Source organism: Campylobacter concisus, from assembly GCF_003048985.1.
Lineage (GTDB): Bacteria > Campylobacterota > Campylobacteria > Campylobacterales > Campylobacteraceae > Campylobacter_A > Campylobacter_A concisus_AY.
In genome coordinates, this window is the sequence record NZ_PIRS01000002.1 from 60,698 (window position 1) to 76,684 (window position 15,987).

Below are 15,987 nucleotides of genomic sequence, written 5' to 3' on the forward strand. Positions count from 1 at the left end.
CAATAAATAAGACTAGATTTACGGCTAGATTAATTTTAAAGCTATTTAAAAGGAATTTTAGTAATATATGAAGATTTTTATCATAAAGGATATATATGAAAAATGTTTTAAAATTTAGTGTAGCTCTAGTGATCGCAGCGCTTTTTACTGGATGTGCAAGTGAGAGCTCAAGAGTGGTTGAAACTCCAAAAGTAGCAAGCTACGGCTCAGTCTATAACGGCAAAAAGGTCTCAGTTTCTATTGGCCGCTTTAATAACCAATCAAACTACAATAGTGGCGTTTTTAGTGATAACGAAGATAGACTTGGCAACCAAGCTCAAAGCATCTTGATCACAAATTTACAGCAAAGCGGTAGATTTTCGGTGCTTGAAAGATCAAATATGTCAGTCCTCAAACAAGAGAGCGAGCTAAGCAAAGAGGCTCAAAATTTAAAAGGCTCAAGATATGTGATAACTGGCGATGTGACCGAATTTGGCCGCAAAACAACAGGCGATCACCAGCTATTTGGCATACTTGGCAGAGGCAAAAAGCAAACCGCCTATTCAAAGGTAAATTTAAACGTTGTTGATACCAAAACCGCTGAGGTCGTCTACTCAGTTAGCGGCGCTGGCGAATACACCCTTTCAAACAGAGAGATCATAGGCTTTGGTGGCACCGCAGGATACGACTCTACACTAAATGGCAAGGTGCTAAGCCTGGCTATCATAGAGGCCGTAAACAACTTAGTAAACGGCATAGAGAGTGGAGCATGGCAAGTAAAATAAAACTTGCCTGCCTTGCGCTTTTTGCGCTATTACTTGCAGGCTGCAATCAACCAGATACACCAAGGTCGCTTTACTACTGGGATGGCACGTATAATAATGCTTTATACACTTATCTAAATGAGGGCGGCGATACAAACGAGCAAATTTCACACTTAGAAAATTTGGTCCAGACATCTATACAAAAAGGATACAAGGTTGCGCCAGGGCTTTATGCGCACCTTGGACTTTTATACCTAAATAATGGGAATTTAGGCGTTGCAAATGCAAATTTTGACAAAGAGGTGCAAAATTTCCCAGAGTCAAGGGAGTATATAAATTTCATCAAGGGCTCAAAAAATTTAGTTCAAACGCCTAAAGTAGAGGAGGCTAAAGATGAAAAATAGCCTTAAATTTATAGCTGTGGCAATTTTGGCGATATTTTTTACTGGATGTTCCGTAAAAGAGCCTGAGCCATACGACTACTCAGCCTTTTTACAAAAAAAGCCACGCTCCATCCTAGTGCTCATGCCAACAAACGATAGCACTGATGTGACAGGTTCAGCAGCAGTTTTGGCTAATGCAGTAGCTCCACTTAGTGAGGTTGGATACTATGTATTCCCAGTGGCTCTTGTAAATGATACATTTAAACAAAATGGCATAACCGAGCCAAGCGAGATCGCAGCCGTGCCACTAAATAAGCTTGATAAAATTTTTCATGCCGATAGCGTGCTTTACATAAACATCAAAGACTACGGCACAAGCTACGTCGTGGTCTCAAGCTCAACAAAGGTAGTGCTTGAAGCAAAGTTAATCGATATAAAAAGCGGTGCTAAACTCTGGGAAGGAACCGCAACGGCCATAGAAGATAGCAGTAGCGGTCAAAGTAGCCTGCTTGGCATGCTAGTCTCAGCTGTCATCACACAGGTGGCAAACACCATCTCAGATAGATCATACGACCTAGCAGTAAGGGCCGATGCCTACCTCTTTTCTAGAAACTGCCACGACTGCATACTTTATGGGCCATACTCGCCTCACTACGGCAAAGATGCCCAGCTACATAAAGATAGATAAATTTAATGTCCAGCCATCAACTTGGAGTGCTTCTTACGCTAGTTGGTGGCGTTCTTTGGGGATTTAGCGGAGTTTGCGGGCAGTATCTCTTCTCGCAGGGCATTAGCGCTGATTTTCTAGTGCCTTATAGGCTCTTGCTAGCTGGCGCTTTTATCGTGCTCTACTACGCTTTTAAGGCACCAAAGGCCGTTTTTGCGCCAGTTACTGACGTAAAACTGATGGCTGAGCTTCTCACATACTCCCTACTTGGGCTAATGATGACGCAGTATGCCTACTTTTACTCTATCGAGCTCTCAAACGCCGCAGTTGCAACGGTCATTCAATACACAGCTCCAGTTCTTATCCTAGCTATCGTCTGCCTAAAAGAGAGGCGAGCGCCAAGACCGCTTGAAATTTTAGCTTTGCTTTGCGCGATGCTTGGCGTCTTTTTTCTTGCTACGCACGCGCAAATTTCAGCCCTTGTCATCTCGCCAGAAGCGCTATTTTGGTGCTTAGTAAGCGCTGTTTGCGTCTGCGTTTATAACCTAGCTCCCACAAGACTAAACGCCAAATACTCAGTCACGCTCACGCTTGGCTGGGGCATGGTGATAGGTGGCGTGGTGCTTTGCCTTTATATGAGAGTGTGGGAGTTTGCGGGGCTTAGTGGCACGGCGCAGTGGCTAGCATTTTTCGCCGTCATCACGCTTGGCACGATATTTGCATTTAGCTTTTATATGACTGGAGTTAAGCTCATAGGCGCCTCAAAGGCCAGCATGATAGCCTGCATAGAGCCATTAAGTGCCGCATTTTTTGGCTACTTTTGGCTTGGGACGAAGTTCGTCTTTTGGGACTTTTTAGGCTTTGCTCTCATCATATCATGCATATTTTTACTTTCAAAGAAGAGAGATGATATACCTAGCGCAAACTGACACGACAGCTGGCTTTTTAAGCAAGGACTACAAGGAGATAAACCACGCCAAAATGCGAAATGAAGGCAAACCTTGCCTCATCACGACGGCTAAATTTAGCGTTTTACATGAGCTTGCTAGAGCGCCAAAAAAGTATAAAAATTTTATCCGCCGCTCAAGAAAGACGACATTTTTATATCCAAATTTAAAGGCGATCAGGGTCGTAAAAGAGTGCGAACATGAGAGATTCTTAAGCAAATTTGACTGGCTTTACTCAAGTAGCGCAAACAAAAATGGCATGAAATTTGATGAAGCTTGGGCTAGAAGCGTGGCTGATGAAATTATTGATGAACGATTTTTTGAAGATACGCCATCAAAAATTTATAAAATTTCAAAGAGCAAACTAAAAAAGATCCGCTAGTTAAATTTATGCCCTGCACTTTTTAAATTTAGGTAGCTTTGTTGTGGTTTGAGATGATAAATTTGCTAAATTTCATCACTAACAAGAGCGGTTTTAGAAAAGTATTTTTTGTTAGAATGTAAATTTAAACCAACAAAGCTCTGCTAACTAGATAAATTTACAAATAGCTGGGCTAAATTTAGCCTATCTCTTACAATAAACCTCGACCTTCCCACTTTTTGAAATTTAAGGTCAGCAACTTTAGCCAAACACTGGCTGATATAAATTTGCGCCAATATCTAAAGTTGCCCACTAAAACCAAAAATTTATATCGCTCAAATCCTATCAACTCGCATAAATTTACAAATTTAGAGCGAGAAAGGACTAGATTTCATTAAATTTAGCTCATTTGTGCGGATAAAGTAGCTATTCTACGCTACCGCCACTACAACCATGCAAGTAAAATCAGTCACGCCACAAATTTAAAATTTTAGCCACTACAAAAAATTTGGGTGCAGAGATAGTCAAATAAGCAAATTTAATAGCTCTCAAAACCTAAATTTAACCCTTTTGCAAATTCAAAAAAGCAAATTCAATCACCACAGCTACTTGCTTTTTCACGGGCAAAAATAATCTTTGTAAAACGCAAACTACTCTATAAATTTCTCGTGACGGCATCAGATCAGACAAATTTACTTACCAAGCATAAATTTATAAATTTAAAACATCAAAAGCCCATCATTCTAAAAACTAAAATTTGACTAAATTTAGCCAGCTCCATTTGGCACAAACAGATAAATTTACAAACTAGATTATTAAATTTGCTTTTGGGATTAAATTTCACTTGCTAGCCCTTTGGCTGGCACCAAAGGGATTTTGCTAGCAAATTTGGATTATAGTTTTGCTTTTCTTTTGCGCTCTGTTGGGTCTAGATAGCGCTTACGAACGCGGATATTTATAGGCGTAACCTCGACTAGCTCGTCATCCTCTATCCACTCTAGCGCGCGCTCTAGGCTTAGTTTTCTAGGTGGGACTAGCTTGATCGCATCGTCGCTACCGCTTGCACGCACGTTTGTTAGGTTTTTGCCCTTGATAGGATTTACATCAAGGTCGTTTGGACGGCTGTGCTCGCCGATGATCATGCCCACATAGACCTTTGCCTGCGGATCAAGAAAGAGCACACCACGATCTTGCAAGTTAAATAGCGAATAAGCAAGCGTTACGCCGTTTTCCATAGAAACTAGCGCGCCGTTTGTCCTGTGCTCGACGGTGCCGCTAAGTGGTCTAAACTCCAAAAAGCTGTGGTTCATAACGCCCTCGCCTTTTGTATCAGTCAAAAACTGACTTCTAAAGCCGATAAGGCCACGCGCTGGGATCTCAAACTCGATCCTTGTTTGGCCGTCCCCTGTTGGGTTCATAGAGACCATTTCAGCTTTTCTTTTACCTAGTTTTTCTATGACTGTGCCTGTCGTATCATCAGGCGCATCGATCACTAAAAGCTCGTATGGCTCGCATTTTACGCCGTTTATCTCTTTTACGATGACCTCAGGTCTGCCAAGTAAAAACTCATAGCCCTCACGGCGCATATTTTCAGCCAAAATGGTGATCTGAAGCTCGCCACGGCCGCTTACTTTAAATTTGCCCTCGCCGATGTTTTCATACTTCATCGCGATATTTGTCTTCATCTCGTTTGCAAGGCGCTCATCGATCTTGTTTGATGTGACGTGTTTGCCCTCAGTGCCTGCTAGTGGGCCGTCATTTACAGAAAATACAACGCTAAGGGTTGGCTCTTCGATGTGAAGAGGATCAAGCGGATGTGGGTTGTTTGGATCAACGACGCTATCGCCAACGTCAAGTGCGTCAAAGCCAGCGATCGCTACGATGTCGCCAGTGCCAGCCTCGTTTATATCGATCCTATCAAGTCCCATAAAGCCGATGAGCTTTGAAATTCTACCAGTTGTCTTTGTGCCATCAGCTTTTGCAAGCATGACGTTTTGGTTTTTAGCTATCTTGCCGTTAAAGATCCTCGCGATGCCGATCTTGCCGACGTAGTTGTCATAATCAAGCGTGAAAACTTGAAGCTGAAGTGGGTTCTCGTCACTACCGCTTGGAGCTGGTACGTGAGCTAGGATAGTCTCGAAAAGTGGCTGCATATCTTTATTTTCATCGCTTAGTTTTAGCTTTGCGTAGCCATTTTTTGCAGCTGCGTAAACGACTGGAAATTCTAACTGCTCGTCGTTTGCATCAAGTGCGACAAAAAGGTCAAAAATTTCATTTATAACGCGGTCTGGGTCGCCTGCAGGTTTGTCTATCTTATTTACGACGACGATTGGGCGAAGTCCTAGTGAGAGCGCCTTTTTGACGACAAATTTAGTTTGTGGCATAACACCTTCTTGCGCATCAACAAGTAGTAAAACGCCATCAACCATCTTAAGAACACGCTCTACTTCGCCACCAAAGTCGGCGTGGCCTGGGGTGTCGATGATGTTGATCTTTGTATCTTTGTAGCGAATGGCGGTGTTTTTAGAAAGGATCGTGATGCCACGCTCTCTTTCGATGTCGTTGCTATCCATTACACGCTCGCCAAGGTTTTGATGCTCGTTAAATGTTCCTGACTGCTTCAAAAGCTCATCAACCATTGTTGTCTTACCGTGGTCGACGTGCGCGATAACGGCTATATTTCGTATCTTTTCCAAATGTTTCTCCGTTTATTAGTTTGATATTTTTCGCTTTATCAGTTTTAAAATAGGGGCAGATTATAGCCAAATTTTTATAAATTTTAAGCTGATATCAAGAAATTAATTTTTGGAATAGATTTTGCATGTAAGCGTTAAGTTTTTAAATTTAAAGGGATTAAATGCAAGCTTACACAGCGAAAAACAACGTAGATTTGCTAGCTCCTGCGGCTACTAAAAAGCCTACGGCTGCGAAGAAGTCTCAAAACAACGGCGAGTTTTTGTCGATGGTTTTGGATGCGGCTGCGAGCAAGGCAAATAGCGGTCAAAAGATCACCGAAAAGGATGTCAAAGAGATAGTAAAAACTGTTGATATCCAAAAAGAGACGATAGAAAAGGCGCAAAACGAAAGCGTGGCAAAAATTTCAGCCGCACTTGAAGAAAATTTGGACGAAGATACAAAAAATGAGCTCTATGAAAATGCAAATTTCATGCAGCTTTTGCAAGTTTTAGAGATACTAAACGGCAATGAAAAGGTAAGTAAATTTCCAAATTTCAGCGACAAAATAGCAAATTTCTTAAGTGTGCCCCAAAACGTCGAAGAGCTTAGCAACGTTAAAAGCGTTAGCGATCTTATCGATCTTGCTAAGAAATTTGACCTTGGCCTTGAAAATATAGAAATTTCAAATGAAGATGTGCCAAAACTAAACGAGATGTTTAAAAATTTGGGCAAGCAGGAATTTTTCACGCCGATAAAGACTGAGGACAAGCCTTTTTACTTAAAAGAGCTAAAAAACGAGGTCGAGCAAACTATCATCAAAAACGAGCCAAAAGAGGTCGTAAAGCTTGATACTTTGCTAAAAGAGGTGGTGGCAAATCCAGTCAGCGAAGTTAAAAATTTAGTCAAAGAAGAGCCTAAAAAACTAGATGATAGTGAAGTAAAGCTTGATGATGAGATAGTGGATATTGAGCCAGATGAGCAGCCAAAAGAGCCAAAAGTAAAGGCAAATTTACACGAGCAAAAGGCGCAAAAAGCCCCAACTCTTGAGTCGCTACTCTTTCCTGAAAGAGAGCAGATGAGCGAGGCTGAGCCAAGCGAGGAGACATTTAGTAGTGATAATAAATCAGAGCTAAATCAAATGGTAAAAGATATCGCAAATAGCGCTAAACACCAGCTTCAGACAAAGGCGGAGATAAAAGAGACGCTTAGTAATTTCTCTTCTACGCTAAAAGAGCAGGTGCAAAACTACAAAGCACCGATCACTCGCTTTAACATCACGCTTAACCCGCTAAATTTAGGCGAGGTCGAGATCACGATGGTTAATCGCGGCAATAATTTGCATGTAAATTTTAACTCTACAACGGCTACGATGAACCTCTTTTTACAAAACCAAGCTGAGTTTAAAAACAGCCTTGTAAATATGGGATTTACCGAGCTTGAGATGAATTTCTCAGACCAAAACCAAAGACAAGAAAAAAGAGAACAAGCAAAGAACAAATATAGCTCAAATCAAAGCGACGAGAGCGAAAACGCCCAAGCGGAACAAAGCTTGCTTGAGCTAGTAATACCAAGATATATTTAGGAGAGATTATGGCTTCAGTTTCAGATATAACCACACAAACAACGCAGCAAAAAAACGCCGAGAAAAAGGCAAAAGCAAGACAAGACGCTGCAGCTAGCACAGGAACTAATCCAAATGGACAGCTAGACAAAGATGCATTTATGAAGCTACTTTTAACAGAGCTTCAGCACCAAGACCCAACAAGCCCTATGGATACTGAAAAGATGCTCACTCAAACTAGCCAGCTAGCGTCAGTAGAGATGCAAGAGAACACAAACAAAGCGATGAAAGAGCTAGTAAGTCAGCTAAAGTCAAACGCAAATGCCTACGCTATCTCAGCCCTTGGCAAGATGGTTTCAACTGGCTCAAATGCAGTCACGCTAACAGATGAGAAAAAAGATGCAAAATTTGCGCTTTATTTTAAAACAGATCTTGCAAATGGCAAAATCGAGGTCAAAAATGCAAATGGTCAAGTCGTAAGAACAACCGATCTAAACGAGACAAATGCAGGCGTTCATAACCTAGCTTGGGACGGCAAAGACGCATCTGGCAACCAAGTGCCAAATGGCTCATACACTATCTCAGCGACCTACACTGGTAAAGATGGCAAAGAGTATAAAACACAAGTAGGCAACTACCCAGTCGAGGCGGTGAAATTTGTAGATGGCAAGGCTATGATGAAGGTAGCTGGCGAATACGTTTCAATGGATAAAGTATCTGAATATTACGAGGGCTAAAAGCCATGATGAGAGGTTTTTACAACGGGGTTAGCGGCATCAAGACGCAAAGCTTTGGCATGGATGTTTGGTCAAACAACATCTCAAACATAAATAATGTCGGTTTCAAAGCTTCAATCCCTGAGTTTAAAAATTTAATCAACCAAAACCTAGTCTCAGCAGGAAGTGGCCCAACTAGCGATCAAGTGGGACTTGGAGCTACTAAACAAACGACTGCGCTTGACATGTCAAATGGCAGCTTTCAAAGCACTGATAACAACTTTGACCTTGCTATAGGCGGAGATGGCTTCTTTGGCGTTGTCGATAAAACAGGCAAAAACTACTACACAAGAACAGGCACTTTTGACATAGATGCGGCTGGAAATTTAGTAGATACTAGGGGAAATTTACTCCTTGGCACGCTTGCAAATTTCACTCCGACCACGCCAAGTGCAACCGCTCTTAAAAAATATGGTCAAACCTCAAGCGCCCCACAAGCTTACACGGTCTCACAAGAGGAGCTAAGTCTTGGCGATCCTGGCTCACAAAAGGGCATAACACTGCCTCATTTTTTATTTATGCCAGCAGAAGCTACTAAAAATATCAGCCTAAAAGGCAACCTAAACTCAACCCGCATAACAGATAAAAAAACGACAGCGCTTGATGCTAGCCAATACGCCTACACGCTTGATAATACAAACAAGACGATCTCGCTAAACGGGCAGATCCCGCTAAGCACCACATCTCTTGGCGCAAAAGCTGGCGACAGCGTGGTCGTAAAAGTAAAAGATGGCGATGGTAAATTTAGCGAGTTTTCTACCACGCTTGAGGGTGACGGCACTTGGCAGATAAACGACAAGAGCCTTAAATTTATGGATTTTGCAAATTTAGAGGTAAATGCTGAAGTCACCTCGCTCGTTGAAGTGCCAAACAAAGAAAAGCTAACCTCTGATATCTACAACGCAGACGGCACAAAGAGTTTGGTCACTATAAATTTAACCAAGCAGATCCCTCAAGCTGGCGACCAGACTATCTGGGACGCGGTGGCAACGATAACTGATGCTAGCGGAGCCGTGCAAAATACCGCGATGGGCTCGCTTACATTTAATGGCAGCGGCAGGCTTGTCGCAAATACGCTAACGAGCGTTGGCGGCGTAAATTTAAACTTCGAGGGCGACGGCGATGCGGACGTTTATAACGGCATGACAAGCTCAGCAAACGCTAGAAAAGATTTCAACATAAAAAGAGATGGCTACGCTGAGGGGCTTTTATCAAAATATAGCGTCGATGACCGTGGCAACATCATGGCAAATTTCGACAACACTAGGGCATTCCCCGTGGCAAAAGTGGCGCTTTATCACTTTATAAATGACCAAGGCGTGGCAAAGGTTGGCGACAATCTCTATGAAGCCACAGCCAACTCTGGCGAGCCATTTTTTTACAAAAACAAAGCTGGCGAGACCGTTTATGGGGCGCAAATTTTGGCAAATAAGCTCGAGATGAGTAACGTCGATCTTGGTCAAGCACTAAGTGAGGTGATCGTCACACAAAAGGCCTACGAAGCGAGCGCAAAAAGCATCACAACAAGTGATGAAATGATACAAACTGCGATCCAGATGAAGAAATAATCCTTAAATTAAATTTGGGCGAGCAATCGCCCTATTTTTATAACTTTAAATTTACTTTAGACCTTTCAAATCCCCTAAAATACTTACTTTTCTCTAAATATAGCAATATAATTTTAAGCATGCTGGTTATAAAATTCATTTAATTTCTTTTTTTAAGGATTGTCAAATGAAAATGCTATTTTTAGCCCCAGTGCTAGCTTGTAGTCTTTCCTTTGGTGCTGATGTGATCGCAAAAGATGCAAACATAACACTTGATGGCAAGATGATCGGTAAGATCGAGGTTTTAACGCCAGTTGAAGTCATAGAAAAAGGTGATAAAACGAGTAAGATCAAGGTTAGTGGCGTAGTGTCGGCAAACTACTTGGCTCAGCTTCAAAGAAGCGTAGAAGATCCTGAAGTTTTTGTAGCTTTTGATGACGAGAGCGAGGCAAATTTCAAAAAAGTAAAAGACCTTGAAGATGACTATGGCGAGGTTTGGTACCAAGCTGATGGCGTTTATGAAGTGCCAAATGACGCGCTTGGTGGCAACCAAAAAGAGCTTTACGCAAAGGCAAAGAAAATTTATGAAGAGACCTGCTCAGCATGTCACAGACTGCACGAGCCAAACAGCTTTACAGCCGCTCAGTGGCCAGCAAATTTATCTGGTATGGTCGATGCGAAATTTGTTGCACTTGATGAAACTGATCTAAATTTAGTGCTTAAATACCTACAACACAATGCCAAAAAAGTAAAATAAATTTTCATAAGGGAGAAAATATGAAAAGACGAGATTTTATAAAATTTTCTGCACTTGCTGCCACAGCAGCGCAGGCAAACAAGATAGAGGGCGTGACTAAGACCATCTTTGACCAAAACAAAACCTTTGGCGCAAATAGATTTGGTCTATTTTGGGCAAATACCAACTCAAACCAAATCGTCTCCGTCGATCCATTTGAGGGCGATAAATTCCCAAATACCATGAACAACAGCTTGCCAGACCTCATCCAAAACGAGAGCCGCGTACTCTATCCATACGTAAGAAAGAGCTATCTAAAAGCAAAAGGCGCAGCAAAGAGCGAGCTTCGTGGCAAAGAGGAATTTGTGCGCGTTAGCTGGGAGACTGCCCTTGATCTAGCAGCAAAAGCTTTAAAAGAAAATTTTGATAAGTATGGCCCTGAGAGCATCTACGGCGAGTGCTACTGGTGGGGCGGTAGCGGCAAGATCAGCTGGGGTAGGACTGTTGGTCACAGGATGCTAAAAGTGCTTGGCGGATACGTAGAAGAGAGCGGCGACTACTCAACGGGTGCTGGCCTTGTTATCATGCTTCACGTCCTAGGCAACAGCGCCGTTTATGATGCTCCGACAAAGTGGGAGGCTATCGCTAAAAACGCTAAAAATGTTGTATTTTGGGGCACTGACCCACTTGTAACTGATCAAATTTCATGGCAGCCACCAACACATGATGGCTATCTTGGCATCAAAAAGATAAAAGAGGCAGGCATAAAAACTTATAGCGTTTGCGTCTTTAAAAACGACACCACAAGATACCTTGACTCTGAAGCTATCATCGTTCGTCCAAATACCGACGTAGCAATGATGCTTGGCATGTGCCACTATCTATATGAAAACAAGCTTTATGACGAGGAATTTATCAAAAAATACACAGTTGGCTTTAATAAATTTAAAGACTACCTACTTGGCACAACCGACAAGGTGGTAAAAGATATCAACTGGGCGAGCAAAATTTGTGGCGTAAAAGCTGATGATATCGCTAAATTTGCAACAGCACTTGCAAAAGAGCCAAGTGTCATCATCGCAGGCAGATCACTTCAAAGACAAGATCACGGCGAGATGAGCTTTTGGGGTATAGTAACGCTTAGTGCGATGCTAGGTCAGATAGGCAAAGAGGGTCTTGGCTTTGAGTTTAACCTCTACTACTCAAATGGCGCTACAGACAAGATCGCTCCGTCACTAAAAGGCATCAGCACTAGCATAAGCGAGAAATACGACAACGTAGATGGCGCTCCTTGGAAGAAATTTAAAAACGTCACCATCCCATCTTCAAGATCGATCGAGGCTTTGCAAAACCCTGGCAAAGAGATAGACTATGACGGCTCAAAGATCAAGCTACCACACATGAGAGTGGCTTACATGGCGTCTGGATCGATGTTTACAAGGCATCAAGACGTAAATAACGCCGTAAAAGCGTGGCGTAAATTTGACACCGTAATAACAGCTGAGCCATTTTGGACAAGCACAGCAAAACTAAGCGACATCGTCTTGCCAGTAGCCCTTGAAGTCGAGAGAAATGACATCAACCAAAGCGTGCCTACAAACGAGTACATCGTGGCTTACAAGCCTGTCGTAGAGCCTATGGGCGAGAGTAGGAGCGATTACTGGATCTGCTCACAAATCTGCAAACGCTGGGGCAGAGAAGAGGTCTTTACAGAGGGCAAAGATGAGCTTGGCTGGGCGAAAGAATTTTACGCAGACGCAGCCGAGCAAGCCAAGGGCATAAATGTCAAGATGCCAAGCTTTGATGAGTTTTGGAAAGAGGGATATGTTAGATTTGAGCAAGATGACGAAGTGAACAGATACTACACAAGACTTAGCGCTTTTAGAGAAAATCCTCACAAAAACCGCCTAGGCACGCCATCTGGTAAGATAGAGCTCTACTCTCCAACTATCGCTAAATTTGGCTACAAAGACTTTGCGCCACACGTTGCTTGGATCGAGCCATTTGAGTGGCTTGGCAGCGAAAAAGCCAAAAAGTATCCATTTAGCGTCACAACCCCACACTCAAGATACCGCCTCCACTCACAGCTAAATAACTCAATAATCAGAAACTACGCTGAAGTATGCGCTAGAGAGCCAATGCTAATAAACATAAATGACGCCAAAGCAAAGGGCATCGCAACTGGCGACGTGGTGAGAGTATTTAACGACAGGGGCGAGATTTTGGTTGGGGCGCTAGTCACCGACATCATCCCAGAGCACGTCATCGCCATCTGCGAGGGTGCGTGGTACGATCCTGAAGTGCTAGGCGAAAAGAGCCTTTGCAAGCATGGCTGCATCAATGTCCTAACTCGTGACAAAGGCACATCTAGCATCGCTCAAAGCAACTGCGGACACACGATCCTTGTAAATTTAGAAAAATACAAAGGCGAGATCAAACCGATCACTGCGTTTTCTAAACCAAAAATTTTGCAATCTTTGTAGAATTTATATAAATTTAGCCCTCGCTTGGGGGCTAAATTTGATCATTTGCTGTTTTAATCAAAATCATCTTGTGGCTTAAATTTATAATCAACCTGCTCTAAGGCACTAAATATCACTTATTGAAAACAACTGGCGTCAGAACTTATCTAAAAAATCAAAATGATCGTTACTAAATTTATATTTTCGTAAATTTAGGCACGCTTTATCGCCCAACCAAAAGCTACAAAGCAAACGAATTTTAATATCTTTAAAAAGGCAAACTGCTACCTAGATGTGCTTTTAGATCAAGATGATTGCAGAGCAAATTTCAAAGTCAGTGTAAATTTGACTAAAAATTTGTTAGTAAAATTTTAGATTCAAGTCTGAAGCGACTAAATTTAGTCGTAAATTTTCATGCTGCTAAGTTTTCTCGTTAAATTTAATAAGAGCAGAGCTATCATGGCTAACTCCATTGTCGCTAGTTCTTAAAACACTGCAAGCGACACAAGGCAACTATTTTTAATAGCCCAAATTCACAATCCACCTTGTTTTTACTATTTAAATTTAGCTCAGGATGTAAATTTACGAGTAGAATTTGGCTCCAGAAATGTTTAAATTTAGGCGTAAATTCTATGTTATTAAAAATTTTGATGAGAATACATCAACTATAACCAACTTCGTTGTAGATAGCCACAAGCAATGCCCTCGCACATAATATCAGCATTTTCTAGTAGTTTAAATTTATTACTTCTTTTTGTAAATTTACCCTGTTTTATCTTTTTGAATTTAGCTCCCAAAATGGTTAAATTTAGACGTAAATTTCTATATTATGATGTTTTGTAGTCAAATTTAGTAAGTGCATATCAAACGTAACTATCCACCATTATCACGAGCCATTAGGACATCGCAGAAATAAACCATAAAAAAAATATCTTTTTCTGGTAGCTCAAATTTAGCGTTTTCGTTGTAAATTTGGTCTCTTTTTAAGTATCGTAGCTTCAAAAATTAAGCCACAGCAAACAAATTTAGCCATAAATTTCTATCTCATTTGGTTTTGTAGTTAAATTTAGTGGGCATATCAACCGCAACCAATTCGCTACATTGATAAACCTTGCCTTCATACAACCTACAAAAGCCGTCTTTACCAGATAAATTTAAAGCCCACATTTCAAATTTGGCTTATTTTATTATTTGAAATCACAGCGTCCAAATTTTTAAATTTAAACCCAAAAAAACTAGATTTAGCCCTAAAATTTTATGTTTTTAGCCTTTAGGACTAATTGCCACAAACCGTACAAGAATATGCTTATCCAATAGTTCAAATTGACTGCCTCTATTGTTTTTAAGTATCACAGCCTTAACGTTTTAAATTTACGCCCAAAATGACTAAAATTAGCCCCTAGATTTTTAAAATTTACGCTCAAATTTAGCAATAGCGCCTCATCTGCAACCAGCCGATCTTTCTATCCCGCACTGATCGATCTTGTTTAAGTCAAAAGTATGCTATCAAACTCATCAAAAATGGCTCAAAATGTTTACTAAACCCGATCAACGCGCGTCTTTAAGCATTGCTAAAAGCGGCAACCTCGACACTAACGCACTTGCTCTAGGTTTTTTATTATCTATTTATTTCTAATGGCGTAAGAATTTGATCTATAAATTTTATAAATTTAATGCAGATCATTTGATAAATGAAAATTTCTACTAAATTTTAAATAAGCAAATTTGATAAATTCAAATGAAAATTGAGTTTTTTGGGGATTTTAAAAAGATTTAAAAAGATGGTGCGGATGAGAGGACTTGAACCTCCACGCCGTGGGGCACCAGATCCTAAGTCTGGCGTGTCTGCCAATTTCACCACATCCGCACAACAATAATAAGTGGTACGCCCATCAGGATTCGAACCTGAGGCCTACGGCTTAGAAGGCCGTTGCTCTATCCAGCTGAGCTATGAGCGCATAAAGTCTTTTAAGTGGCGCGCCCGATAGGAGTCGAACCCATAACCTACAGATCCGAAGTCTGTCGCTCTATCCAATTGAGCTACGAGCGCCCAAAATGGGGTGAGTGATGGGAATCGAACCCACGACCCTCAGGACCACAATCTGATGCTCTAACCGACTGAGCTACACTCACCATTTAACATGGTCGGGGTGAAAGGATTCGAACCTTCGGCCCTCTGGTCCCAAACCAGATGCGCTAACCAGACTGCGCTACACCCCGCCTGAGTCGTGTTTGTAAGTTTATGCCACTACCTCATTAAAAAGTCGCATTGTATCTAAAAATGTTATTGTTGTCAAGAAAAAATTAGTTTTGGACTTTATTTTTATAAAATTTCAAAAAAAGAGATATAAATTTTCAAGGGTTAAAAGTTTTAGTAAATTTATATGCTCAAAATTAGCACAAATTAATTTGGCTTTCTTTTTAAATTTAATTCGTAATTTTGTTAAATTTCTTTGCTAGTAGTTTTAATGTCTATTGTTAGTTTTTCGTAGCTTTGTAACATTTACGCTTAAAAATTGGGATTGTAAATTTTATATAGTTTTGTATAAATAATAGAAGTGGCAAGGATTTTCCTTGCCAAAAAAGTGGAACTATTTATTCCAATCAATACCTATGCCACCAAATTTCAAATACTTTTTGTTATCCTTTTCAGTTAGCCCATCTTTAACGCTTTTTAAACCAGGTAGTCCCCATACTTTACTACACAAACCAGTTGTTCCAACCACTACTTCGATAGCACCTGCTAGATCAGTTACTGTTGCTGGTGCTGGCTCTTTTACCTCTAAGCAATTGTCAGTTTTTGCCTTAACCGGATTTGCAACGTTTGTCATAGCTGATAAATTAAGTGGATCACTAGCATTATCACCAGCTTTAGTAGTAAATTTACCTTGTGAAGTATAGTAAGAACCTAGGTCAGAAATGAGTGTTTGTATATTTGAAGCAACTTTAGCAACTTCTGCATCGTCCCTTGTTGCAGCTAGTTTTGGTATAGCGACTGTGGCTAATATGCCTAAAATCACGATCACGAAGATCAACTCGATCATTGTAAAACCTTTTTTCATGGTTCCTCCTTGAAATTTGTGTAATTTTTCGCGGATTATACAACATTTTTTTCAAAAGGCAAATAA

At 41.1% G+C, this 15,987-nt stretch carries 13 protein-coding genes and 5 tRNA genes; 10 read left to right on the forward strand and 8 right to left on the reverse strand.

Annotation, left to right across the window (positions count from 1 at the left end; all coding sequences use genetic code 11):
- Positions 1–95: 95 nt before the first annotated feature.
- From CVS91_RS01690 to CVS91_RS01710, 5 genes are read left to right on the forward strand one after another with little or no spacing between them, the layout of a single operon-like run.
- Positions 96–764 (forward strand): CsgG/HfaB family protein, encoded by a 669-nt coding sequence (locus tag CVS91_RS01690; RefSeq protein WP_107829870.1) that lies wholly within the window; start codon positions 96–98, stop codon positions 762–764.
- Positions 749–1,147, forward strand: a complete 399-nt coding sequence (locus tag CVS91_RS01695; RefSeq protein WP_107829872.1) for a DUF4810 domain-containing protein — start codon at positions 749–751, stop codon at positions 1,145–1,147. The genes CVS91_RS01690 and CVS91_RS01695 overlap by 16 nt, the downstream gene beginning before the upstream one ends.
- Positions 1,137–1,814: a DUF799 domain-containing protein gene (locus tag CVS91_RS01700; RefSeq protein ID WP_107829875.1), complete on the forward strand. Its 678-nt coding sequence runs from the start codon at positions 1,137–1,139 to the stop codon at positions 1,812–1,814. Before CVS91_RS01695 ends, CVS91_RS01700 begins: the two co-directional genes overlap by 11 nt.
- Positions 1,815–1,819: 5 nt before the next feature.
- Entirely contained in the window at positions 1,820–2,722 is a 903-nt protein-coding gene (locus tag CVS91_RS01705) for a DMT family transporter (protein ID WP_107829877.1), read from the forward strand.
- Complete coding sequence (locus CVS91_RS01710; RefSeq protein ID WP_107829879.1) at positions 2,700–3,122, forward strand: Sua5 YciO YrdC YwlC family protein; 423 nt, start codon at positions 2,700–2,702, stop codon at positions 3,120–3,122. The genes CVS91_RS01705 and CVS91_RS01710 overlap by 23 nt, the downstream gene beginning before the upstream one ends.
- A gap of 872 nt (positions 3,123–3,994) precedes the next feature.
- Here CVS91_RS01710 and typA read toward each other — a convergent pair.
- On the reverse strand, positions 3,995–5,797 hold the full coding sequence (gene typA, locus CVS91_RS01715) for a translational GTPase TypA (RefSeq protein WP_004317297.1): 1,803 nt from the start codon (positions 5,795–5,797) through the stop codon (positions 3,995–3,997).
- Between the two features lie 161 nt (positions 5,798–5,958).
- On the opposite strand from typA, the gene CVS91_RS01720 reads away from it, so the two are divergent.
- From CVS91_RS01720 to CVS91_RS01740, 5 genes are all read left to right on the forward strand, one after another.
- Complete coding sequence (locus CVS91_RS01720; protein WP_107829881.1) at positions 5,959–7,359, forward strand: flagellar hook-length control protein FliK; 1,401 nt, start codon at positions 5,959–5,961, stop codon at positions 7,357–7,359.
- Between the two features lie 8 nt (positions 7,360–7,367).
- Positions 7,368–8,075, forward strand: a complete 708-nt coding sequence (locus CVS91_RS01725) for a flagellar basal body rod modification protein (protein WP_021084043.1) — start codon at positions 7,368–7,370, stop codon at positions 8,073–8,075.
- Positions 8,076–8,080: 5 nt separating this feature from the next.
- Positions 8,081–9,682 carry a flagellar hook-basal body complex protein gene (locus CVS91_RS01730; protein ID WP_107829884.1) on the forward strand — a complete coding sequence of 534 codons (1,602 nt, stop codon included), beginning with the start codon at positions 8,081–8,083 and terminating at the stop codon, positions 9,680–9,682.
- 166 nt (positions 9,683–9,848) lie between these two features.
- Complete coding sequence (locus CVS91_RS01735) at positions 9,849–10,418, forward strand: hypothetical protein (RefSeq protein WP_103620831.1); 570 nt, start codon at positions 9,849–9,851, stop codon at positions 10,416–10,418.
- Between the two features lie 20 nt (positions 10,419–10,438).
- Positions 10,439–12,880 carry a molybdopterin-dependent oxidoreductase gene (locus CVS91_RS01740; RefSeq protein ID WP_107829886.1) on the forward strand — a complete coding sequence of 814 codons (2,442 nt, stop codon included), beginning with the start codon at positions 10,439–10,441 and terminating at the stop codon, positions 12,878–12,880.
- An 852-nt stretch (positions 12,881–13,732) separates the two neighbouring features.
- Here CVS91_RS01740 and CVS91_RS10550 read toward each other — a convergent pair.
- The 7 genes from CVS91_RS10550 to CVS91_RS01770 form a co-directional block, all read right to left on the reverse strand.
- Positions 13,733–13,861, reverse strand: a complete 129-nt coding sequence (locus CVS91_RS10550; RefSeq protein WP_265094386.1) for a hypothetical protein — start codon at positions 13,859–13,861, stop codon at positions 13,733–13,735.
- A gap of 780 nt (positions 13,862–14,641) precedes the next feature.
- Positions 14,642–14,726: transfer RNA gene (locus CVS91_RS01745), tRNA-Leu, on the reverse strand.
- Positions 14,727–14,740: 14 nt separating this feature from the next.
- Positions 14,741–14,817, reverse strand: a tRNA-Arg gene (locus tag CVS91_RS01750).
- A 15-nt stretch (positions 14,818–14,832) separates the two neighbouring features.
- Positions 14,833–14,909, reverse strand: a tRNA-Arg gene (locus CVS91_RS01755).
- Between the two features lie 6 nt (positions 14,910–14,915).
- A tRNA-His gene (locus CVS91_RS01760) sits at positions 14,916–14,992 on the reverse strand.
- Between the two features lie 9 nt (positions 14,993–15,001).
- Positions 15,002–15,079 (reverse strand) — tRNA-Pro (locus tag CVS91_RS01765).
- A 371-nt stretch (positions 15,080–15,450) separates the two neighbouring features.
- Positions 15,451–15,921: a type II secretion system protein gene (locus CVS91_RS01770; protein WP_107829888.1), complete on the reverse strand. Its 471-nt coding sequence runs from the start codon at positions 15,919–15,921 to the stop codon at positions 15,451–15,453.
- Positions 15,922–15,987 lie beyond the last annotated feature (66 nt).